This window comes from Metabacillus flavus, from assembly GCF_018283675.1.
In the GTDB taxonomy this organism is placed as follows: Bacteria; Bacillota; Bacilli; order Bacillales; family Bacillaceae; genus Metabacillus_B; species Metabacillus_B flavus.
Map to the genome: position 1 here is coordinate 663,872 of NZ_JAGVRK010000001.1, position 23,754 is coordinate 687,625.

Below are 23,754 nucleotides of genomic sequence, written 5' to 3' on the forward strand. Positions count from 1 at the left end.
CTATTCCATTCATTGAAATCGTGTGAATGATCTTGCCTCTAAAGGCCGCCCATTAAGGTCTCTCATCAAAAAGAACCGCTATCCCTTCTTTCTCCGCATTGTAATGATTTTTTCGTAAATACTTCGATCTTGCAGCCTTTTAAAAAGGGTAATATCGGGGACTAAATTCGTTTCGAAAATCCAGATGCGGCCTCTATGGTCAATACCAATATCCATGCCAATACAAGTGACGTCTTGATAATAATCCCCTAAATACAGGGCTCCAATCTTGCAAATTCGATCTATTTTAGACAGTAATTTTTTAATTTTTCTTTTGTTATTTGATGAGTTACCCAGTGCTTCTTCCAGCAGCAAGATTGATTTGGCTACATTGGTCACGATAAAGTCCTTTGTCGCAATCTTCGCAACTTTCGCGGTAATTTCCCAAGTACTATTGCTGTCTTCCCGCTGGACCATCACTCGAGCGTCAAAGATGCAATCATCAATCGTGCCCAATTTTATCCTATTTTGAATGATGTACCTGTCTTTTGAAAAATAATGTGTTTGAAGATAGTCGGTGATTTCCTGCTGACCCTTCAATTCGACTTTTTTTCTTTCGCTGTGAACCTCAAAAATGCCCCCTTTTTTCAGGGAGACTTTTATTACACCAATTCCCCATTGTCCATTACATGGTTTCAGCATGACCTGCCTGTACTTTTTAATAAAGCTAAAAAATGTGTTCGGGGTAGCTAGTTGAGTATGGGGGAGGAAGCGGGATAGGTCATCGTTGAAGGATAATAGTTGATATTGACTCCATTTGCTTTTAGAAAAATGCAGTTCGATATCTTGAATCCACAACTTATCTAGTAATAATCCAAATTCAATGATGATTGTTGAACAGTCTGCTTCATCCCCCACTAAACATAAAGCTGCCTCAATTGCAGCATCATTTACCATTTTTAAGATGGATTTCATTTGCCTGCGATTCGTCAGACCATTCTTTTCAATGATGTCTGTTACTTGCCATATAAAACGCAGATCCCGGTGTACCGTTACAAGGAGTTCAAAAATAGGAGCATCTTTTGTACGCAGTAAATCGGTATCTTGGAGTATGTAAAACTGATCCGTTTTACATAAGTCATTTAGGTGATGATAAACTTCTTTTTTTCCGCTTAACGTAGATTCTGTCCGGCCAAACACATCTATTACTTTAAATTGATCTTCCCTTCCCGCAATCTTGGAAACCCGGATTTCCTCCCGTCCGAAACATGGTCTGATGGTTAAATGATGTTGTAAATTTTTTAAAAATGAGTCTTCCATAAATAGGTCTGTTTTTAATAAATAGGAGTTGATGTTTTCATTAGCTTGCAATGTTTGGTATTGGCTCCATCTTCCCCTCGGAATTTTGCTCATTTTAATCCCCCGATTCTTTTCTATAACAATATATGTAGATGAAATCAGGGGTGCCAAAGGAAAATAGCAAGTTAAAACAAATTTGGATTCTTTTTCAATGGACTAACCCAATCAATGATTAAAACTTTTCATATTCTATCAATAGAAAGGAGGTGCTTCTTCATGGGAGTACGTTGTAGTTGTGGTGTTCTAGTTGATGCCTCTAAAGATAATGTTAACGTGAAGTTCGAGAGCATTATGGGCAACGAAAAGGGAACGATCACATATACAGCAGATGTTTGTTTTGAAACACTTGAAACATCTACACTTTCGTTAAAATTTGTTAACACGGATGGACCGCCGGACACTTCTTTCACATTTGATGTGAATCCGTCGCTTTCAGGCACGGAAATTACTTCTGTAACATGTAAACAAGAAGGTAATAACTGTGTCATTACGGTAACGGGAATAGGTCAAAAAGAAGGTTTTGAAGGCTCAGCTCTCTTATCCTTTACTGCAGTCTTTAGAGATGGGGTAGGAACCGATAATGTACAAAGTTTCGACATCCCCGGCTTTTTCGCTCAAACTGGTGCTGAACCAGTTCCGGATGGTTCCATTACAAACCAAGGGTGTGCTGAATGATATTTAAAGGATTTCCCTTCATCAAATAGCAGACCCCAGCAATAGATTTCAATAAACAGGACGGTAATCACAAATATTTTCTGGTGATCACCGTCCTGTTTGATGATGCCATTGCTCTGGAATCTCCCCCTTACCTTCCAATCAAAACACAGACTTACTTTAATAGGTAGATGTACAAACCAACCTTTTATAAACCACATATGGATAAGAAAGGAGGCAGATAGTCAGGTGGAACCATTATTAGTTAGCAGAATAAGAAAGATATTAAGGGGCGATTTGCATTGCGGTACAGAGGATTGGTATATAAAGCATGCAATTGTGCATAATCGCCAAGAGCTAAAGGGAAAAAATTCACTTATATTTTTAAACAAGAGGGAATCCATTCATTGGGGATTTCTTGAAAAAGTAAGCCCTTGTTTGGTTGTTACAGATAAACCTGTGGAAGAATTACGCAGCGTACGGCAGAATACTACCGTTATACGTGTGAAGAGCATGCTTCAGGCGTATTGGAAATTCATGGATTACTACCGAAATCTATTTGATATTCCTGTTGTGGCCATTACAGGTACATGCGGAAAAACGACGACCAAAGAAATGATCAAATATATATTGAGCCAAACTTATAGTGTACAAGCAACAGAAAGCAGCAAGAATGAGCCCCGGCTATCATTTCCTTATCTATTGGGCATTGATAAAAATACGGATATGGCAGTCTTTGAAACGGGTCTGGGGAATACAGGCAATATTAAACACCAGTGTCTTATATACCAGCCCACTATCGGAATAATCACGAATATTGGGGCCCACCATCTCGATGGCTGCAAGACATTAGAAGGGTATATTCAGGCTAAGGGAGAGATGGTAGAAGGCGTTAAACCGAATGGGACCCTGATTTTAAATGCAGACGATGAAAATATTAAAAAGATTTCCTTGGACCGTTTCAGAGGGAAAGTTATTTATTTTAGTACAAAAATCAGTTCTGATTTTAAAGCTGACAGAATTCTTTTTGCAAAGGGCGGGATGGAGTTTACTCTTGTTTATAACCGAACAAGGTATCCCGTATTTGTGCCCGGTTATGGAGAACATCAAGTTTCCAATGCACTTGCTGCAATTGCGGCTGTTACAGAGATGGGAATGGAGATTAAAGAAGCTATTAAGGGCTTGGCGACTTTCAAAAATATGCAGCGCCATTTAGAGGTCACAAAAGGGATTAAGGGTTCAACCATTATTGATGACACTTGGACCATCAACCCTTTGTCGATTGAGGCTGCCTTAAATGTAATGGATGAGATAGGAATGGGTCGTAAAAAAATCTTATTATTAGGTGATATTAATCGTCTCGGCAGTTATGAAAAAGAATACCATCAAAAAATAGGAAAGATTGTTGCTGAAAGATCCTATGATACATTATTCACAATTGGCATAAAGGCAGAAGAAATAGGACAGCAAGCAATCCGAAGCGGTTTTAAAGGGAATGTTCATATGTTTCCCGCAGTGGATGGTTTGAAAGAGCTTTTAGTCAAGAAACTGGACGCTAATACGATGGTCCTTATCAAAGGTCCGATGAAAAGCAGGTCAATGATTGATTTAGCCAGCAGTTTAAAGCTAAATGAGCAGCATGAATAACGAATTTGGGCAGCAGGAGAAAGATATAAGTATCATGTCATCTGTATATGGAGCTCCTTGCACGAATGAACCAGCGTTCTTGTCCGTGCATTAAGAAAAGGCGGCAAATGTCCATGCAAATCCCCGCTTCCCCTCATAACCTATAAGGGTATTCGAGAAATTGGAGGTGGGTTTGTGAAAACCATTATTTTTATTGCAGTAAATAAATCCGGATCCAGCAGAGAGGCTGTAAAAGCAGCAGAACAATTAGGATATTATACAGTTGTGTTTACAGACCGTGAAAAACAAATACAGGATCGAAAGGAATATCCTGATGTTCACCAGCTCATCTTATCAAATTTAAGCGATCTGGGGATGTTGAGGAATCAAATAGAGTCATTAAAACTTAGGGGAAATGAGATTGCTGCGATAACAAGCTTTGTCGATCAGCATGTTTACACAGCCTCAGTTTTAGCTGATGAATTTTGCCATAATTATTTATCCAGTGATGCCATTTTTGTCATGGAAAATAAGGAAGAGACAAGGAAACATTTTTCAGCGGAACCCTACACACCAGCTTTTTTATTGATTGAAGAAGATTCTAAGCTGGATATGAAAACCTCCATTGAAAAGGTGAATTATCCTGCAATGGTCAAGTGTTCGAAATCAACGGGGTCAAAAGATGTATTTTTTTGCGCTAACCGGAATGTACTGCTGAAACATGTAACAAGGCTGCGGGAGAAAGATCCGGGAGAAACACTAATTATTGAAGAGTACATTGATGGGGAGCAATATTTAGTGGAGGTCCTTGTTTTCAAAGGACAAATACGGACAGCTGCCATAGTTAAACAGGAAATTACCAGGGGAAAGAGATTTATCATAACGGGGTATGGGGTGCTGGCTGAGGTTCAGCCTGGTTTGGAAGAAGGCATTACGAAAATCATCCAATCTATCGTCTCTTCATTGAAAATAAACAATGGAGCTTTTCATCTTGAGTTAAGGCTGACAGATCGGGGATGGAAACTCATTGAAATAAATCCGAGAATTTCTGGCGGAGCCATGAATAAAATGATTCAAGCAGCTTTTGGATATAGTCTCGTAAAAGAAACGCTTAAAATGCTTCTTGGCGACAGTCCGTCATTGGAAAGGCAGACAAATCAATTTGTCTTTACACAGCATGTGATTATTGAAAATAAAGGCGTATTAGAAAAGGTAACAGGTAAAGGAAGAGCAATTAACACTCCCGGTGTGGTGGAGGTCTATATAAAACCTAGAAAAGGAACCTTCATTACACCGCCGTTGTCGATGGGACATAGGTATGCATACGTTATAGCAGCGGGGGATTCAATGGAGAAAGCTGAAAGCTCAGCGAAGAGAGCAGCCAATGAGATTGTGTTTCATATACGAGAAGAAGGACAGAAAAACACCCGCATCGAATGATATGGGTGTTTTTTTGCTCATGAATAATCAAAAGAAGAAGGCAGAAGGAGAGACTCCATCTACCTGATTTCACCTATAGTGGTACTGAGGTACCGAACCGTATCAAACATATTTGTTTTACTCGCACCTTTAACCAGAACGGTGTCATGTTGTTTTAAAATCCCCTGCAAATACTCATGCAGCTTCTCCTTATCCAGAAAATGCCGGACGTGCTGAGCTGGGATGCCTGCACGGATAGCTTCGGTACCGATTGTATCTGTTTTATACCCGTAGGTGATCACCCTATCAATCTTCTGCTTGGCAAGATACTGACCCACTTTTTTATATTGTTCGGTTTGCAGCTCGCCTAGCTCCCTCATTTGTCCTATTATGGCAATTTTTCTGTGTGAACCTATATTTTTAAGCACATCGATTGCAGCCATTACTCCTTGTGGATGTGAGTGAACCGTATCATCAATCAAGGTAATGGATTTATTTAGATTATAGATGGTCAAGCGGCGAGGGGGCTTCTTAAAGAGCAGTCCAGATTTTATTTCGAGCGGTGTGAACCCTAAATGGTCTGCAACTGCAATGGCATTGATCGCGTTATAGATATGGTGCTCCCCATAAATTGGAATGAAAAATGAATACTCTTCATTGTGAAGCTTCATTTTAAAATTCATGCCATTATCCCCATAAGATACATCATAAGCCTTGTAATCAGCTGGAGTTTTTATTCCGGTAGTGATGATTTTACCCTTGAAACGATCTATTTCAAGATGTTTTGAATTCTCATCATCCTTATTGATGAATAAAACTCCGTCTTGGCGCATTCCATGAATTAACTCTGATTTGGCTTGGGCGACTTTTGTGATATCCCCGTTAAAGTTTCCGATGTGAGCCATACCTATGTTCGTAACGACACTAATGTTTGGCTGAATGATGCTGCAATGTTCCGTAATGACGCCAGGATAGGCCATACCATACTCCAGGACAATCGCCTCATGAGATGAATCGATTTCATCTGCATGCTTTTTCGTATGCTCCGTCGTATTCCAGTAATCCTTTGATTCAAATATATTCATTCTTGTTTTAAGAATAGATGAGATAAAGGACTTAGTCGTAGTTTTCCCCGCACTTCCTGTTATAGCGATGGTCGGGATTTTCTTTTTTTCCATATTCTTTTTCTTTACTTGCTGGATTTCCTTTTTGATTTTTTGCTGATTATTGGCTAAGTACATAGCGTATTGAATCGTGTTCTTTACCACGTCCATTTCTAAATAAAAGGCTGGAGGACAGCCCGGGCGCCAATTCACTTCATAAATCCAGAGTTTATTGTCTTTATCTAAACCAGCATCAATCCCAATTTCATCGATGACTTCTTGATATTCCAGCATTTGAAGTTCATCAAGGTGGCGAGCCAGCCCGAGAGAAAAATGTTCAAGTGTCCGCTTAATATTATAAGATTCTTCTTCTCCAAATTCTTTGTTGAGAAAAGGTTCCAGATAATTTGTATATCCTCCGTTGTTAATATTGGTTATAATGGTGCCTTCTGGAGCAATACGAGGATAGATCGTGGTAATGACCCAGTCCCCTGATCCATTTTTTTGAACATGGAGACGAAGATCAAATACGAGGCCTGTTTTTGTTTTGCTGCAAATATAGGGCTGAACAATGTAGGCGTTCTCTTTAAACAAAGTCTGTAAAAAATGCTCTAGTTCCTGCAGTGTATAAGTTCTATCCTTAAAGTCTTTATTAACGATAAAACCGCTTTTGGTTTTTCGAATAAAAAAGATTCCTTGCCCTTTCCTTCCATCAATCGGTTTTACTACAACTTCATTAAAGGCATTTAACACTCCATAAAAGTCTTTCCATTCTTTCATGATCTTTGAAGGGATTAAATATTTAGAGAATTCCTTTCCTTTTTTTAATCGTTCGTTTACATTCCATTTATTCCCTATTGAATAGGTAGTGAACGGAATAAAGTTTCGCAGCCTTTTGATTATATCTTTTGACTTTTCCAGTTTTTCAGGACTTCCGGTATTGTATATGACATCAGGAAATGCCGTGATTCGCTCATTCCATGAGCCATTTTCATATACGTAACCCTTTATTGTCTTATTTACAAAATTTACGCCTTTAGGTGTGAAATAGACAAAATCAGCACCTTCTGCCTTTGCGACAATGGCGTAGGCATAAGATTTAATCACCGTAGCAGGATCTCTCCTATGATGAAGCATGCCTATTAAAGTCATGCAAATACCCCCTTCCTAAATTACATACATAGAATATGCGGGTTAGTCCGTTTTGGTATGGGGGATATGCGGAAGTATAAATAATGAATGGGTAGTGGAATAAATACAAAAGACCAAGCCGCATATGCAGCTTGGTCTTTTAGCATCTTGTTACTTCATCACTCTTCGTGCTGTTAAATAATTCTCGTCGTACCAAGGATAAAACAGCACCCTTGAGACAACTCCATCAGAAGGATTGGTGAGGATGATTTTGTGATTTCCACCGTATATTCCAACAATATTAGGTGATCCATTTTTATTGCCGAAGAATACTAAGTCGCCTTTTTTCAGGTTTGATCTTGGTACATATGTACCTTTTTTAGCAAGCTCGCTAACGTAGTTTGACCCAAGAGATATTCCGTTTTGCCCATACACATAGTTCACAAACCCGCCGTTCGTAAAAGTTTTCGTGGATGGATTATTAACAGAATTACTGGCTTTCACGTCACCCATTAAGGTATAAGCCAAATTCACAGTTTTGTCGGCTGCAGTATATGGCTTTGAAGGCAGATAGCTTTGAATTACACGTCTGGCTCCAGCATAATTGTCTTTGTAGTAAGATTTAGCATTCATGTCAGTAATCACAATATTTTGTTTAGAGTCAGCCATATGAAGGAGCTTGTTATCCCCCATATAAATTCCTACATGATCAGAGGGATTGCTATCTGTTTTGACCTGATCGAAGAACACCAAATCTCCTTTTTGAAGCTGATCTTTATTTACTGAAACCCCTAGCTGCAGCATGTAATCTTCATTGTAGGTTGCTAAATCTACTCCATTTTGTTTGAAAATGTAGTCAATAAAGCTGGCACATGAAAATTTGTACGGATATGTATTTTTGTATTCACTTGTACTGTAAGTTGCTTTACCCATTAAACCAACACCTGATTTAATGATGGAATCCGCAACCTGGTCAGCTGTTTGGCTGTTATTGACAATTGGTGCTGCACTCGCATTGTTATCTTTTGGTATGTGAATAATGGACATCAATAACATACCTGCTATAACAAACATAAATTTCTTCACTGCATTGTCCTCCTGGCATAATGTTTTTTTGCTGCACATTGCTCTTGCTCCAATGAATGATTTTTACAAAAAAGTAATGATCAGTTGCAAAGAACTAGTAGCAGATCGGCAAAATGGATCTGGAACAAATCGACACATTCGTGCGGTGATGAATGGAGAAGAAAAATTTTAGAGCGATTCGTTCTGATCATGGGAAGATCGTAGAAGTAATTCACAACAACATTTTCGAATATTCGGTATTTGCTGCGTGCGATGTCCTTAAAAATCCCGCCGTTATCAAGCTGATCTGAGTGAAAAAGAAGAGTATGATAGCCAGGAGCAAGAGCTTGGTCATGTGTGGCTAAATCGTATCATGCTGAAAAATTGATAACAACAAACACTTATTTCCAAACTGGCAAGGATGCAGGTGACAGGCTAATTAACATCAAGTTTTAGAGGGTTATTTTTTTATGGGTGAAAGGGGTGCCAGTCCCGTTGTGCTTCACCGCATCGGGGGACAGAGGATGTGGTCCATGATCCCTTCTGCCGCAGCGGGTTGCGGAGGAGGTGCCGGAGCTTTTGTACGGTAAAATCTTTGGGGACTGGCACGGTGCCAGTCCCGCGATCCTTCACCGCAAAAGGGGACAGAGGCTGAGGTCTATGATCCCTTATGCCGCAACGGTTTGCGGAGAAGGTGCCAGAGCTTTAGTTCGGTGAAATTTGTGGGGACTGACCCCGCCCGCACATCTTTCCACCCAAAATATTTAAAGAATATTAGTTCTTACGAAGCATGCTTGGCGTTATGCGCTGCGCTTCAGGTACTCGCTTTTCTACGAAGGAGTCTTGCGGCTTACGCTCCAATCAACATTAAGCTTTAACAGATAAATAGTTAAATAGCAGCATCTTACGGCATGGTTTTTCTAATACTTATTTAATGAACAGCTTGTCATAGATTATAAGACATACCGTTTAAAAATTATTCCAAAAAAATACAATAAACAACTAGTGAATGACAGGCAGTTTTATTGGAAGGACTGTCCATTTTGTGTTCATTATTGCATCTATGGTTATTATTGGATACGATAATTAAAAGTCTGGCAATTAGGCCGAATAAAGACTAGGAGGAAAAAACAGTGTTGAAATGTGTATCCAGTAAATCTATGAAACTATTGATGGCCGCGGCCATCGCTTTGCCAATGGGGGTGCAAACCGTCCATGCAGCCAGCAGCGAAACGAGCGTCAAAACGGAGGCTCCCGCTGTCAATCAAGTCACAGTCGAAAAAGCTGCCATGAATGCCTTCATGAGCAAAGTCGATCAAGATTATGCCTTCAGCAAAGCCTATGAGCTCAGCAAATACAAATGGAGAACTGCAGGCAGCCAAGCAGAGCATCAGGCATCTTTATATGTTGAAAAGGAAATGCGAAAGCTAGGCTTACAAGATGTGAAGAAAGAGAGTTTCGAAGTGGACAGCTGGGAGTTTAAGGGGGGAAGTCTCACATTAAAGGATTATCCGCGCATTTCGATGCCGGTTGCCTCCTATGCAACGAAAGGGACTCCAAAGTCCGGATTGAAGGCGGATCTCATCTATGTGGGCAAGGGGACACAGGATGATTACAAGGACATTGATGCCAAGGGAAAAATCGTTTTATTGGATATTGATTTAAAAAATGACTGGTGGATCAACTATCCAGCCCTTCAGGCGGAGCTTCAGGGAGCGGCAGGTGTCATCGCAATCGTCCGTGATACATACGGAACAATCAGCAGGGACACACTGAATACCTTTGATTTCACAGGACCCGACACGATTCCGACCGTCAACATTTCCGTAAAGGACGGAAGCAAGCTGAAAAACATTTTAAAGAAGAAAAAGTCTCTTTCCGTCAACCTGAAGAGCGACAATAAGGTGACTCCAAAGGGAACCAGCTACAACGTGGTCGGAAAAATTCCCGGCAAGACCAATACAGGAGGCATCATCGTCGGTGGCCACCTGGACGGATACTTCGAAGGCTTCAATGATAACGCAGCCTCCATCGGTTTAATGCTTGGTGTCGCAAAAGCGATGAAGGATTCAAACTATAAGCCTGAACATCCCATTTATTTTGTTGGACATGCTGCTGAGGAATATGGCGCCATCAATTCCTACTTCGACTGGCAGATCGGAAGCTGGAACATGATCAACAAGCTCCATCCGGAATGGCGCGGCAATTCCCGTCTTTTCGTGAACACCGAATTCGCAGCCATCAAACTAAAGGACTCGGATGAAGTCAATACAAACGATGAACTGATGGGATTTGTGCAGAATTATATCGACAGGCAGGCACCTGCCGTGAACACGGCCACCTATCCGAAGGGCTATAAAGTAACGGGGAACAACAGCACAGGCTCCGACGACTACAGCTATTCCATTGCCGGCGTCCCGACCGTGGCAAACGACCGCTCCGGCTCGGACTTCTTCACGACTCTTTACCATACTCAATATGACACGGCGAGATACGGAAACAAAGAAATCCTTGCTGACCATGTCAAACTGTACGGTTCACTTATGATTCATGCCGATCAGATCTCTATCATGCCATTTGACTTCGGGAAGAAAATGGAAGCCTTTCAACAAAGCATGGACGACGACATCCTGAAAAGTGCCGGCATTGATCCAGCGCCGCTCAGAACGGAAACCGGAGAAGCGAAAAAGCTTGCAGATGCCCTCTATAAAAAGATGCTCGACATCAATGCAAAGCAAGCGGTATCGCCCCAGCAAAAAGCAGCCCTGGCAAAAGCAGAAAAAGAACTGCTCCAGGTATTCCAGCTGACACAAGGCGACTTGATGAAGCTGAACTGGTCGATCGCCCCAACCTTTGCCCACAAAGAGCATCAGAAAACGATCAGCCTGCTCGATCAAAGCATCGCTGCCCTCCAACAGGGAAAAGGACAGGAAGCATTGGACGAGTATTTGCTGTCGATCGAGGATGAATGGTACAGCTACCACTTTGATAAAGAAGTGATTGACCAGGTCACAGACTCAGCCCTCCATCAGCCGGATGACCGCTTGTTCTGGGGAGCGGGGAAATACGTGAAGAATGTAGATCTTTACGATGTGATTCAATCCGTAAAAGAGAATACAAAAGGGGATTACTCAAAAGAAATCACAGAATTAAAGAAGATAAAAGCGGAACAGGAAGCAGAATTGCGCAAGGCGGTTAAAGAAGAGACAGAACTGATGAAGAAGATTCGGATGAAGCTGGAAAATGTGAAATTGGAATAGTGTTTGTGCAGGAACTCGGTAGTATAGGGAGTTCCTGTTTTTTTGTTGGGGTCAATGGTTTTGGGGGTGGCGCCTGACCCGCTGTGCTTTACCGCAACGGGGGACAGAGGATGAGGTCCGTGATCCCTTATATTCCAACGGTTTGCGGAGCAGGTGCCGGAGCTTTCGTACGGTAAAATTTTCGGGGACTGGCACGGTGCCAGTCCCCGAAAATTTTACCGTAACGGGGGACAAAGACCCGCACCAAAGAGCCTTTCTGCCCCAAGGGTTTGAAAAGAAGGTGCCAGAGCTTTAGTACTGTGAAATTTGTGGGGACTGGCACCGTCACAATATAAATGGTAGGTAACAACCAAATGCGGTTGAAATTATTCTATTTATAAAGAATCTTGTAAGTTATTGTGGTACTATAGTTATAGGTAAATATAACTATAATATATGTACGTGAAGGGAACGAATAATATGGGCTTTCTGAAATCACTTGGCAAAGGTGCCGGACAATTTGTCGGTGGAGTTACAGGCGGGATTATTAAGGGTGTAGGGGAGTTAACGAATTCTGACTTCATTAAAGAAGTGGGAGATGGTGTGAAAACGTCGACGGAATTTGCCGGGAAGCAGTTAGGCAACTTGGCGGAAGGCGCTTGGAATGTCGGAAGCGGAATGATTGGGAGCGATGAAAGTAAAATCGATAAGGGATTTTCCGATATAGGGGAAGGCGTTACGAGCACAGCAAAAGCGGTAGGACGCGGCATTTCCTCGACGGTTAAAAATGTTGGAGAAGTGGCTGGAGGAATGATGGAAGGTGATGAAGAACGCTGGAAAAAAGGGCTGCGGGATGTAGGGAAGACAGTAGCAGTTAGTGCACTGGGTGTTTCTGTACTGGAAATGACCGACGTTGTCGATGTAAACGGTGATGAAAGTACATCACTTGCAAGCGATCATAACGGCAGCCATCATGTTGATGCCCACTGGGTGGATGGATATGAGCGTGCAGATGGTACATATGTCGAAGGCTACTGGAGAGATGGCGACGGAGATACTAGTGTGAACCAGAACAGCGGCTGGACACAAAGCAACCCTGGCACAGCGGCCAGTCAGACAATAGAAAACAGCGGCAGCCATCATGTTGATGCACACTGGATAAACGGATATGAGCGTGCAGACGGTACATATGTCGAAGGTTACTGGAGAGACGGCGACGGAGATACAAGCGTCAATCAGAACAGCGGCTGGACACAAAGTAATCCAGATTACCGAAAGGCATAAGCACAGACAAAGACGAGAGGAAACCATCCTCTCGTCTTTTCGTTCTATTCGGGGTCAACGGTTTTGGGGGCGGCGCCTGACCCGCTGTGCTTCACCGCAGCGGGGGACAGAGGGGGAGGTCCGTGAACCCTTGTGCCGCAGCGTTTTGCGGAGCAGGTGCCTAAGCTTTCGTACGGTAAAATCTTCGGGGACTGGCACGGTGCCAGTCCCGCGATCCTTCACCGTAACGGGGGACAGAGGCAGCTGTCTCAAAACCATTATGCCCCAAAGGTTAGCAGAAAAGGTGCCAGAGCTTTAGTTCTGTAAAATCTGTGGGGACTGACCCCGAACCTGCTCCTCTCCACCCAAAATATTAAAAAAGTCCAGACAATATTAAAAGAATACTAGTTGTTAACGCTTTCAAACCGGGACCTTCAGCATATAATTGAGCTGTAATCATACAAAATCAGTTCAGGGGGTTTACAAATGAACAAATTTTTTAAAGCGTTTTCATCGCTGATGGTTCTTATGCTGTTTGTCGGGATGCTTGCAGCGTGCAACAGCAAAAGCACTGGCGGTGGCGGCGGTGGCAAGGGAGTCGATGTAGGGATTGTATTGCCTACTAAAGATGAGCCAAGATGGGTACAGGATGAGCAAAGATTTAAGGAAGCTCTAAAAGATTCGAAATATACAACAGAAATTCTTTTCAGCCAAGGTTCTTCCGCTAAGGAAAAAGAAAATGTTGAGACATTGCTGAACAAAGGAATCAAGGTTCTGATCATCAGCCCGCAGGATGGCGACGCGGCTGCAGCTGCTGTAGAAGCGGCGAAGAAAGATGATGTAACGGTTATTTCCTACGATCGTCTGATCACGAACACGGATGCAGTAGACTACTACGTAACATTCGACAGCCTAGCTGTTGGTGCAGCTCAAGGACAATACTTAATCGACCATGCAAAAGGCAAAGGAACTCCATTGTACCTGTATGCCGGTGCAGCGTCTGACAACAACGCGTTCTTGTTCTTCCAAGGTGCCTGGAGCGTTCTTCAGCCGAAAATTGCTGACGGAACATTCAAGGTGGCAAACTCAAGCGAGGCAGAAGCTCTTAAGGATACAGCTGAACTTTCCCGTGATCAGTTGAGCAAAATTCTTGGCCAGGTAACAACAAACTGGGATCCAAGTGAAGCGAAAAACAAAGCGCAAACTCACTTGACTGCAGCTAAAGCTGACATGAAGGGCGACGTTGCGGTTCTTGCTCCAAACGACGGAACAGCTCGTTCCATCGCAGATGTTTTCGGTTCTGACGGAGATGTGAAAAGCTTCGTCGTGACTGGCCAGGATGCAGAGAAAGCTTCCATTCAATACGTGATCGACGGCAAGCAATCTATGACCGTATTCAAGGATGTTCGTACTCTTGTAAAAGATGCAATGGGTATGGCAATTGAAATTCTTGACGGCAAAAAACCTGAAACAACAGGTGACTACGACAACGGCAAGAAAAAAGTAAACGCTAAACAAACAGACGTTATTGTCGTAGATAAAGAAAACGTGAAAAAGGAATTGATTGATTCCAAGTACTACGAAGAGAAAGAATTCTCAGGTCTGTAAAAATTTAAACACCAGGCGGAATAGTGGTAGAGTTTTCTATCACTATTTCGTGATTGTATCAGCTGTTTTGTTAAGGGGGATCACATGATGAGTGAACACATTCTGGAGATGAGACAGATCTCCAAGCATTTTACAGGGGTCAAAGCACTCGACAATGTCAACTTCAAGGTGAGAAAAGGCGAGATTCACTTCCTCGTCGGTGAAAACGGCGCAGGGAAATCCACGCTGATGAAGGTGCTCAGCGGTGTGTATCCATATGGAACGTATGATGGAGACATCGTCTATGAAGACAGCGTGCAGCAGTTTAATAAAATCAATGACAGTGTGAACGCAGGCATCGCGATCATCTATCAGGAGCTTGCGCTGTTTCCGGATCTCACAGTCTATGAAAATATCTTTGCCGGGAACGAAGTTAAAAAAGGCGGGGTCATCGACTGGAACGAGACAATCGTCGAAGCGAAGAAAATGCTTGCTAAGGTCAAGCTTGATGTTACCCCTGATACCCTGATTAAGGATCTTGGGGTCGGAAAGCGGCAGCTTGTGGAAATTGCGAAGGCACTGAGCAAGGATGTAAAATTGCTTATTCTTGATGAACCGACCGCGGCACTGAATGAAGATGATAGTGAAAACCTTCTCGAGCTTCTGTGTGAACTGAAAAAGCAGGGCATTACGTGTATCATGATTTCGCACAAGTTAAAAGAAGTGATTTCCATTGCCGACCAGGCTACGGTTCTCCGTGACGGCCAAACCATCTGCACATTGGACGGTCCTTCAGGACAAATCACCGAAGCCGCCATCATCAAAAACATGGTCGGCCGGGCCATTGATGATATTTATCCGAAGCGTCCAAAGAAAGCACCGGGTGAAACGATCCTCGAATTATCGAATTGGTCCGCCTATGATCCAAAATTGGGCCGAAAGGTAATCAAGGATGTAGACCTGCATGTGAAGAAAGGCGAAATCGTCGGACTTGCGGGGCTGATGGGATCAGGAAGGACCGAGCTTGCCCTCAGTATTTTCGGGAATGCCAAGTCCTATAAATTAGAAGGGAATTTGAAGCTCAACGGGAAGCCTGCGAACCTGAAGCATACGAGTGATGCCATTCGCGAAGGAATCGCCTATGTAACCGAGGACCGGAAAGGGGACGGCCTGTTCCTGATCCAGGATATCAAGAACAACATCACTGCCGCCAACCTCAAAGGGATCTCCTCAAAAGGGGTGCTGAACAACAACGAAGAAATCAAGATCGCCGACCATTATAAAAAATCTCTTCATATTAAGACGTCTTCACTCGAGCAATTGGCCGGCAACCTGAGCGGGGGGAACCAGCAGAAGGTGTCTCTCGGCAAATGGCTGTTCGTCGGACCGAAGCTGCTCATTCTCGACGAACCGACGCGTGGAATCGATGTCGGGGCGAAGTTTGAAATCTACTCGGTCATGAACGAACTCATCAATGAAGGCATGAGCATCATCATGATCTCATCCGAGCTCGGGGAAGTGCTTGGGATGAGCGACCGGGTGTATGTCATGGCTCAAGGCGCCATCAAAGGCGAGCTCGCCATCGAAGAAGCCGATCAAGAAAAAATTATGCAGCTTGCGACGCAATAGGAGGTACTATTCAATGAATTTTTTTCGTGAAGCCAGAACGCTAATCAGTGAAAACATTCGTGACTACGGCATGTACATCGCCTTATTCGCTATTATCCTTACATTCTCCGTCATGACGGATGGACTCTTCATGTCCTCCCGGAATATCAGCAATCTTATCGACTCCGCCGGTTATATCGCGGTGCTTGCAGTCGGGATGACCCTCGTTATCGTCATCCGCCACATCGACTTATCGGTCGGATTCGTCGCCGGTTTCCTCGGCGCCATCGTCGCGATCATGCTGACAAAGGCAGGAATGCCGATGCTGATCGTCATTCCGCTCATCCTGATCCTTGGGATTGTTGTTGGACTATTTAACGGTCTGCTTGTTGCCCAAATCGGTATCCCGTCATTCGTAGCAACACTTGCCGGAATGCTCATCTTCAGGGGAGCGCTCCTTCAAGTGACGGAGAAAACCGGTACAATCATCATTCAAGATGATGCATTCAATGCTATCGGGAACGGATACATCCCGTCCCTGCTGGAGGTAGGCGGACTGCATGTGCTATCCCTGCTTGTCGGGCTGCTCGGCATCCTCTACCTGATTTACAGCGAAATCAAAACACGCCGAAACAAAGTGAAATACGGATTTGAAGTGACGTCATTCGGAATCTTTATCCTGAAACTCGTCTTCATTTCCTCCATTGTTGCCTATATTACCTGGATTCTTGCAGGCTACAACGGTTTCTCCTGGACGGTCATCATTATGTTGCTCGTCGTCATTGTATATCACTTCCTGACAACGAAAACCGTGCTTGGCCGCCATATCTATGCAGTCGGAAGCAACCCGGAAGCGGCGCACTTGAGCGGGATGAACGTGAAGAAAATTACGTACATCGTCTTCGGTTCCATGGGGATGCTCGCCGCTCTGTCCGGAATCCTGTTCACCTCCCGTCTTCAATCCGCGACAACGACGGCCGGAACGCTGTTCGAGCTTGATGCCATCGCGGCAGCCTACGTGGGCGGTGTCTCCTCTGCAGGGGGAGTCGGAAAAGTAACGGGTGCGATCATCGGGGCAATCGTTATGGCCTCCCTCACAAGCGGGATGAACCTGCTTGGTGTCGGAATCTCCTATCAGTACATGATCCGCGGAGGGGTACTTGCTGGAGCGGTAATCTTCGATGTCATGACAAGGAAAAAACGATAAGAAACCGCAGGAGGGACTGAAAATAGTCCCTCTTTTTTCTTGTTTTTGTAGATGGCTGGATGTGGGATGGTATATGATTAGGAAGAAGGGAACGCTTTCATTCAAGGGGAAACAGGACTTAAGACGGAAAAACCGAATCGATTATTTAGATAAAGCTAACATATATAAAATAAACAACCGGGAGTGGATGGGGATGATCAGGCTCCTGATTACGGATGATGAACAGATTGAGCGGGATGGGATGCAGCTCATCTTAACAAAGAACTTTCCAGAGCTCATCATTGAGCAGGCAAGAAACGGGAACATGGCCGCTCAGATGGCGAAAGAGTTTAAGCCGGATCTGATTCTAATGGATATCAAAATGCCGGGGATGAACGGGCTGGAGGCTGTAGAACAAATTGCAGCGGACGATCCAGGCATCAAATTCATCATGGTCACCGCATATGATACGTTTGATTTTATGCGCCAGGCCATTAAATTCGGGGTAAAGGACTATCTGCTGAAGCCGAGCAAGGCGGCCGACATCGTCATGACGATCGGCAAAGTCCTGAAGGAAATCGAAGAAGAAAAAAGAACACTTGAAAGCAGCCGGCAGGAGATGCAAAGCACCCGGTCACTCGTCGAAACGGATGCCGTCACCCAGTTGCTGTTCCACCACGTCCACGATGTACGGGTGGACCAATTGATTGAAATCCTCGACATCCAGTCGGCAGACGAGATGTTCGCGATGATCGTCCTGCTTCCAGATGGGGAGGACCATTTCTATCCCCTCGTCAAAGAAAAAGTAAGGCAGACCGGAAGCGGATGGGTCGGGGCTCTGAACGGAAACCAGCTCCCTGTGATTCTCTTCCGGAAACCGGGCCAATCGTTCCGCGCGCAGGCCTCAACCCTCGCCCGGGACATTCTCTCCATCGCAAAATCCGGAGCGCAGGAGAACTGGTTCGTCGGAATCGGCACCGTGTACGATTCCCTTGACCAAATCAGGCAGTCCTATAAGGAAGCGCTCATGGCGGCCATGGATACGGGGGTCCCGTCTAAATTCCGGTTCTATTCCGATGTACCGGTCACGGGCGACTTAAGCGAAGAACCATTCGCCGACCAGCAGGAAAAAGAACTGTCCGACCAGGTGCGCCGCGGCGAGTGGCAGCAGGTACGGACAAGGCTGATGAATCTCATCCAGCACTACGAAAACAAAGGAACCGACCTGCTCCAAAGCCAGCAGCGCATGCTCGAAGTACTCTGGATCGGATCCCGCGTCATGAGGGAAATGGGCATCGAAACCATAACCCCCCTCTATTCCTACCAAACCTACCAGTACCGCCAGCTGCGCTCCGAAACCGACGCCCTGCTCGACCGGATGAAAGAAACCTATGCCAGCCACAACAAACGAACCGAAGCCGACACCATCCACCAAATCAAACAATACATCATCGACCACTCAAACGAAGACATGTCCCTAGACACCCTGGCCACCAAAGTCGGCCTCAGTCCCATCTACATCAGCAAAATGTTCAAGGAAAAACTCGGCATCAACTACATCGACCTTCTAACCGAATGCCGGATTGAAAAGGCGAAAAAGCTGCTGGGGAATCCTGAGAAGAGCATTAAGGAAATTACGTATGAGGTTGGGTATCATGATCCAAATTATTTCAGTAAGGTGTTTAAGAAGATTTGCAGGGTTTCGCCGAAGGAGTATCGGCGGGGGATTTTGGGGAGGGCGAATTGATTTATTATCTAAAGAAGACAACCCGCTAATTAACAGGTTGTCTTCTTCTTATTAACTTAATAGATTGCGAGAATTATCTTTTCTCTCAAAATAGAGATGAAGCCGATACTCACAGATCTCTTTAGTCCAAAGATAAAGAGTTTCTTTCGAGCTGTTATCAGGATCTATCTGAAAAGAAAACTCTCCATCACTAAACCTCACCAACCCATCAGAACTACCGCTCCACTTACTCATCGGCATTTTCTCAATCAATCCCGCAACCTTCTCCTGATCGTAGTCCCACAGTTTTTTTCCTTGTCCATCGGAAAAGTCTATTCTCTTTCTGTATTCCTTTGACATAAGATAGGTATGAAAAAATGGAGCCGCTTCACGGGCAGTTATCGGTTTATACCAATTGTCCATGCCCCGTTCGAGCATTGCCAGTAGAAGAATCATTTTATAGCTTTTACTCATCCCTGTCCGTTCTACTTCGCGCAGCCAGTTTTCATGCTGAAAAAATACCTTTTGTTCATCGATGGTTAATTCATTGGTCCAATTTAAAAAGCTGAAAAGAGTTTTAAACTCTGACTTATACTCATTCGCAGAAAGCTGACCATATAAATGCAACTCAAGATAACTAGGTCTCCTGCCCAGCTCTTCTTTCACCATTTGATAGTTGCTTAGCAGTCTTTCTCTCCGCGGCTGTCGTTTCTTTGTTAATTCTTTTAACAGGTTAATGACTTGAATATCCAGGTCCACAGAACAGGAGAGTGGGACAACCGGCTGAATGACCTTTTCTTTTTTAGCAGTGGGAGTAGTTGTATCAAACAGGCTCAGCTTAATGTCGGCATTTCGGTAGTTTCCAATGAGATCGATGATGACACAGTGCTCCTTGTCAGGATGCAGTCGCAGTCCCCGTCCGATTTGCTGGGTGAAGATGGTGAGAGATTCGGTCGGTCTTACGAACAGAAGAGTATCCACTGTTGGAATATCTACTCCTTCATTGAAAAGGTCCACGACGAATATGGCGTCCAGTTCACCATCAGCTAATGCACGGGCGGCGTCCTTCCGATTGACTTGCTTTTGCTTGGAGTGAAGTGAAACCGTCCGATAGCCATTGTCTGCAAAATAAGAAGACAGGAAATCAGCCTGGCGGATGGAGGAGCAAAAGACGAGTGTTCTGCTTTTCCTGTAGGTTTCCCATGACTGGAGAATATGAGCTGCCTGCTCCGTTCTTAGCTGGACAGCCATCAGTTCTTCTTGGTCATATTGTGTCCCGCGCCATGTCAGCTTCGAATAGTCTGTTTCATCGTAAATACCATAATATCGAAACGGAGAGAGCCATGTTCTTTGAATGGCCTCGAGAAAATCAATTTTGTAGGCAACATTTCCTTCGCATAGCGCATACACATCCCGGTTATCAGCGCGGTCAGGTGTGGCTGTAATGCCGAGCAGGAAGGAGGGCTTGAAATAATCCAGTATCTTATTGTAGGATGCAGCCGCCGCATGATGAAACTCATCGATTACAATCAAATCGAATTCCTCTGGATCAAACACCTCTAAATGGCGTTTCCTGCTTAACGTTTGAATGGAAGCAAACAGTAGCTCCGCATCAGTATTTTTTTGACGTCCGTTATAAATACCGGCAGTTTTATCAGGCATCACCTTTAGAAACGATTCAGCGGACTGGTGCAGGATCTCTTCTAAATGGGCAATGAACAGAACCTTGGAGAAATTCTGCGCGAAAAACCCGGCCAGATAGGTTTTTCCAAGACCGGTAGCCATCACAACCATGGCTTTTTTGTAGCCTTCCTCCACTGTACTGTGCAGCTGTTCAAGTGCTTCTATCTGAGCGAAGCGGGGGGCCAGAACAGAGTAGCTTTCCTCTGTCTCCATTATCATCATCGAATCGGGATCAGGCTTCTCTTCATCCGGCATCATGAGCTCCTGCTCTTCCTGCTTGGTCCACGTTCTTGCTAAATTCGGGTGCTGCTTATGAAAGTCTATGTATTCTTCTTCATACCTTTTGGAGGTTTCCAGATTAACCGCAATGGTGTTTTCCGCTTGAAACAAATCAATGAATTTTCGGCTTGCTTCTTCAAATAGAAGCTTTTCCTCGTTTTCAAGAATGCCGACACTCCATTCCACCCCATTGGTTAAAGCGGATTTTGATAGATTGGAAGAGCCGATAATGGAATGGCCCTGTGCTTCGGATTCAAACAAATAAGCCTTCGGATGAAAGCTGATTCCGCTGCTCCGCCATAAGCGGACTTCAATACTTTCATGAATGGATGCCAGTTCTTTTAACGCATCCGGCTGGGTGACATATAAGTAGTCTCCGGTTAAGAGCTTAATATCGGCTCCCCGTTCAGCGGCTTCTGCCAAAGCTGTCTTCAGCAAAGAGACTCCTGACTTCATGGCAAAGGCAGTCAGAATATAGATTGTGCTGGACTGCTGAATCCGGTCAAGAACCGGAATCAGCAGCTTCTCTGTATATAGGGAGATCTGCATTTAATCCTCTACCTGAACCAAAAAGATTTTCTCCTCAAACCCGCCACGCTTTTCCGCTTTTTCCTGGCGGATCTTCTCGACTTCGGCAAGACTTGAGCCGTGCACCTCTGCAAAGGCCTTGATGATTTCCATTAGGTCTGCCAGTTCTTCAATTGCCTCTGCGTTCGTTTCAGCGGTCATGTATTCATCCAGTTCTTCGAAGCTCTTTTTCTTCAGCTCATTGATGTATTCCTCGTTTTCCAGTATCCGGGTTTCGAAAGACTTGCCGGTTGCTTGGATGATTTGAGGGATGTTGTCGCGTACGAGTTTGTTGTAGACAGGCATAGCTTAATTCCTCCGTTTTGGTTGTTTCTCTTATTTTACCATTATCCTCTCTCGTCATTGCAACGTTCTCTTTTTCTTATAGCTGTGTTATAGCGTAGTGTTTATTTTGACGCGAACGCCTTAAGCGGAAATCTATATCGTTTTTGGAAATATATGTTTGGTGGTGGTGGCGAGGTTGAATAAAATCCCTGGAAATAGACTGACCGAATGAAAAAAGACAGTATAAGCACTCCGTTTTTCGGTTTGCTGGACTGTCTTTTTTCTATGCATGGACCATTCTTTTTGTCCTCACACGTTACTACTTTACTTTTTTTAGAAATTTGTGAATTAGCTCACTGATTTCTGCAGCATGTGTTTCAAGTGCAAAATGTCCAGTATCAAGTAAATAAACTTCTGCAGATGGAATGTCGCGCTTATAAGCCTCGGCTCCAGCAGGGAGAAATGCAGGATCATTTTTACCCCATACGGCTAAAAGTTTAGGTTGGAACTTACGAAAATAAGCCTGAAAGTCAGGATAACGTTCAATATTTGATTTATAGTCAAGAATTAAGTCCAGTTGGATTTCTTCAGCTTCTGGGCGAGACATGTAAGCAATGTCCAAGGAATACCCGTCTGGTGAAACAAGACTGGCTTCAGTTCCATGTAGATACTGAAAATTTTTAATGGTTTCGGGGGTCAAAGAATCTCGGCAGGCTTCACGGTTTTCAGGTGTTGGAGAGTACCAATAATTCTTCCATGGTCCCCATGCGTCACTAAATCCCTCCATATAAGCGTTGCCATTCTGACTAATAATTGCTTGAACTCTTTCCGGGTGAGCTACTGCCAAACGATAGCCAACAGGTGCACCGTAATCAAACACATAAAGGATATAATGCTTTAGAGCTAATACTTCAGTAAAACCTTCAACTACTTTGAACAGATTTTCAAATGTGAAGTTAAATTGACTGCGCTGTGGAGTTATTGTTTGGCCGAACCCAGGAATATCAGGGGCAATGACACGATATTGTTCTGCCAGCTTAGGAATAAGGTCCCGAAACATATGACTTGAAGATGGGAATCCGTGTAATAATAAAATTACTTGACCGTTCTTAGGACCAGCTTCACGATAAAAAACTTCAAAATCCCCGACTTTTTGTTTATGATAACTAATTTTCAATTTTTACATCTCCTTTAAATTTTTTATTATCACTCCAGAAAAACGATTTATTATAACCTCTAAAAATAAATTTTAGCGGTTACGCAACTCTATATTACTACTCACTATCTAACTTGTAAACGGATTTTTTAAAGGTTATAATTAAATGGAGGTGAAACATATTGAACAAATCACTATTCTTATTAGGTGGAGCAGCGTGGATAAACCTGGTAAATACACGGTATATCTCCGAAAACCAAAACATTGATATCCTTATCGAGCCATCCAAAACTCTTCAGTGGCTTGAAGATAATAAATTATTACGGAAGTCAGATTTTCTGGCTTTAAAAAATGAAGAAATCCTTAATTCTTTTATAGAGGACCTCAAATCACTTCGTGACCTGAGCAAAATGATTTTAGGTGATTTAGAAAAACAAGGAAAACTTTCTTTAAATCACACGGAGCAATTAAAAAGGCTTACCCAACAAATTAAGGTAAGCCTATCTATCGATTCAGAGTTTGACAAATTGACATTGGTCTATGAAGGATTAACGACCATAGAACACGTGCAATATACTATCATCCAATCAATTATTCGAACGCTAAATTCAACCCCTGCACATCGAGTTAGGAAATGCGAACACCAGGAATGTCATCTCTATTTTGTCGATACTTCAAAATCAGGAAAAAGGCGTTGGTGTAGTATGGAATTATGCGGAAATCGCCAAAAAGCAGCCGAATTTTATGCAAGGAAAAAGAAAAAGTAATAAGTACTTTAAAAAGACACCCCTTTGGCTAAATAAAACCAAGGGGTAAAGCTTAAAATCATTAGACTAACC

General features: G+C 43.5%; 16 protein-coding genes. 10 read left to right on the forward strand and 6 right to left on the reverse strand.

Translation table 11 applies throughout. The annotated features are described in order from the left end of the window. Nucleotides 1-78 precede the first annotated feature (78 nt). A complete protein-coding gene (locus J9317_RS03535; RefSeq protein ID WP_211556508.1) occupies nt 79-1,392 on the reverse strand; it encodes a YheC/YheD family protein in 1,314 nt (437 codons plus the stop codon). A 162-nt stretch (nt 1,393-1,554) separates the two neighbouring features. Here J9317_RS03535 and J9317_RS03540 point away from each other — a divergent pair, with 162 nt between their 5' ends. The 3 genes from J9317_RS03540 to J9317_RS03550 all read left to right on the forward strand — a co-directional run bounded on the left by J9317_RS03540 (nt 1,555) and on the right by J9317_RS03550 (nt 5,058). After that, nucleotides 1,555-2,013: a hypothetical protein gene (locus tag J9317_RS03540; RefSeq protein WP_211556509.1), complete on the forward strand. Its 459-nt coding sequence runs from the start codon at nt 1,555-1,557 to the stop codon at nt 2,011-2,013. Between the two features lie 102 nt (nt 2,014-2,115). Then, nucleotides 2,116-3,639 carry a UDP-N-acetylmuramoyl-tripeptide--D-alanyl-D-alanine ligase gene (locus J9317_RS03545; protein WP_249292337.1) on the forward strand — a complete coding sequence of 508 codons (1,524 nt, stop codon included), beginning with the start codon at nt 2,116-2,118 and terminating at the stop codon, nt 3,637-3,639. 174 nt (nt 3,640-3,813) lie between these two features. Next, complete coding sequence (locus tag J9317_RS03550) at nt 3,814-5,058, forward strand: ATP-grasp domain-containing protein (RefSeq protein WP_211556510.1); 1,245 nt, start codon at nt 3,814-3,816, stop codon at nt 5,056-5,058. Nucleotides 5,059-5,117: 59 nt separating this feature from the next. On the opposite strand, the gene J9317_RS03555 is transcribed toward J9317_RS03550, so the two are convergent. Further along, complete coding sequence (locus J9317_RS03555) at nt 5,118-7,292, reverse strand: YheC/YheD family protein (protein WP_211556511.1); 2,175 nt, start codon at nt 7,290-7,292, stop codon at nt 5,118-5,120. Between the two features lie 150 nt (nt 7,293-7,442). After that, nucleotides 7,443-8,357 (reverse strand): C40 family peptidase, encoded by a 915-nt coding sequence (locus tag J9317_RS03560; protein WP_211556512.1) that lies wholly within the window; start codon nt 8,355-8,357, stop codon nt 7,443-7,445. Nucleotides 8,358-9,469: 1,112 nt separating this feature from the next. Between J9317_RS03560 and J9317_RS03565 the strand changes: the two genes are divergently transcribed. The 6 genes from J9317_RS03565 to J9317_RS03590 all read left to right on the forward strand — a co-directional run bounded on the left by J9317_RS03565 (nt 9,470) and on the right by J9317_RS03590 (nt 18,966). Beyond that, nucleotides 9,470-11,596: a M28 family peptidase gene (locus tag J9317_RS03565; protein WP_211556513.1), complete on the forward strand. Its 2,127-nt coding sequence runs from the start codon at nt 9,470-9,472 to the stop codon at nt 11,594-11,596. 459 nt (nt 11,597-12,055) lie between these two features. Next, the gene (locus J9317_RS03570; protein ID WP_211556514.1) at nt 12,056-12,859 is read left to right on the forward strand and encodes a hypothetical protein; all 804 of its coding nucleotides are present in this window, start codon (nt 12,056-12,058) and stop codon (nt 12,857-12,859) included. A gap of 465 nt (nt 12,860-13,324) precedes the next feature. Continuing rightward, nucleotides 13,325-14,446: a sugar ABC transporter substrate-binding protein gene (locus tag J9317_RS03575; RefSeq protein ID WP_211556515.1), complete on the forward strand. Its 1,122-nt coding sequence runs from the start codon at nt 13,325-13,327 to the stop codon at nt 14,444-14,446. 87 nt (nt 14,447-14,533) lie between these two features. Next, nucleotides 14,534-16,054, forward strand: coding sequence for a sugar ABC transporter ATP-binding protein (locus tag J9317_RS03580; protein ID WP_211556516.1), 1,521 nt, complete (start codon nt 14,534-14,536; stop codon nt 16,052-16,054). A 13-nt stretch (nt 16,055-16,067) separates the two neighbouring features. Next, nucleotides 16,068-17,240: a sugar ABC transporter permease gene (locus J9317_RS03585; RefSeq protein ID WP_211556517.1), complete on the forward strand. Its 1,173-nt coding sequence runs from the start codon at nt 16,068-16,070 to the stop codon at nt 17,238-17,240. A 193-nt stretch (nt 17,241-17,433) separates the two neighbouring features. Next, complete coding sequence (locus J9317_RS03590) at nt 17,434-18,966, forward strand: response regulator (RefSeq protein ID WP_211562085.1); 1,533 nt, start codon at nt 17,434-17,436, stop codon at nt 18,964-18,966. Nucleotides 18,967-19,017: 51 nt separating this feature from the next. Here J9317_RS03590 and J9317_RS03595 read toward each other — a convergent pair whose 3' ends face one another. From J9317_RS03595 to J9317_RS03605, 3 genes are all read right to left on the reverse strand, one after another. Further along, entirely contained in the window at nt 19,018-21,456 is a 2,439-nt protein-coding gene (locus tag J9317_RS03595; RefSeq protein ID WP_211556518.1) for a DEAD/DEAH box helicase family protein, read from the reverse strand. Further along, nucleotides 21,457-21,780 (reverse strand): nucleoside triphosphate pyrophosphohydrolase, encoded by a 324-nt coding sequence (locus tag J9317_RS03600; protein ID WP_211556519.1) that lies wholly within the window; start codon nt 21,778-21,780, stop codon nt 21,457-21,459. Nucleotides 21,781-22,078: 298 nt separating this feature from the next. Next, nucleotides 22,079-22,936 carry an alpha/beta fold hydrolase gene (locus J9317_RS03605; protein ID WP_211556520.1) on the reverse strand — a complete coding sequence of 286 codons (858 nt, stop codon included), beginning with the start codon at nt 22,934-22,936 and terminating at the stop codon, nt 22,079-22,081. A 161-nt stretch (nt 22,937-23,097) separates the two neighbouring features. Between J9317_RS03605 and J9317_RS03610 the strand changes: the two genes are divergently transcribed. Next, complete coding sequence (locus J9317_RS03610) at nt 23,098-23,682, forward strand: CGNR zinc finger domain-containing protein (RefSeq protein ID WP_211556521.1); 585 nt, start codon at nt 23,098-23,100, stop codon at nt 23,680-23,682. The last annotated feature ends 72 nt before the right edge of the window (nt 23,683-23,754 follow it).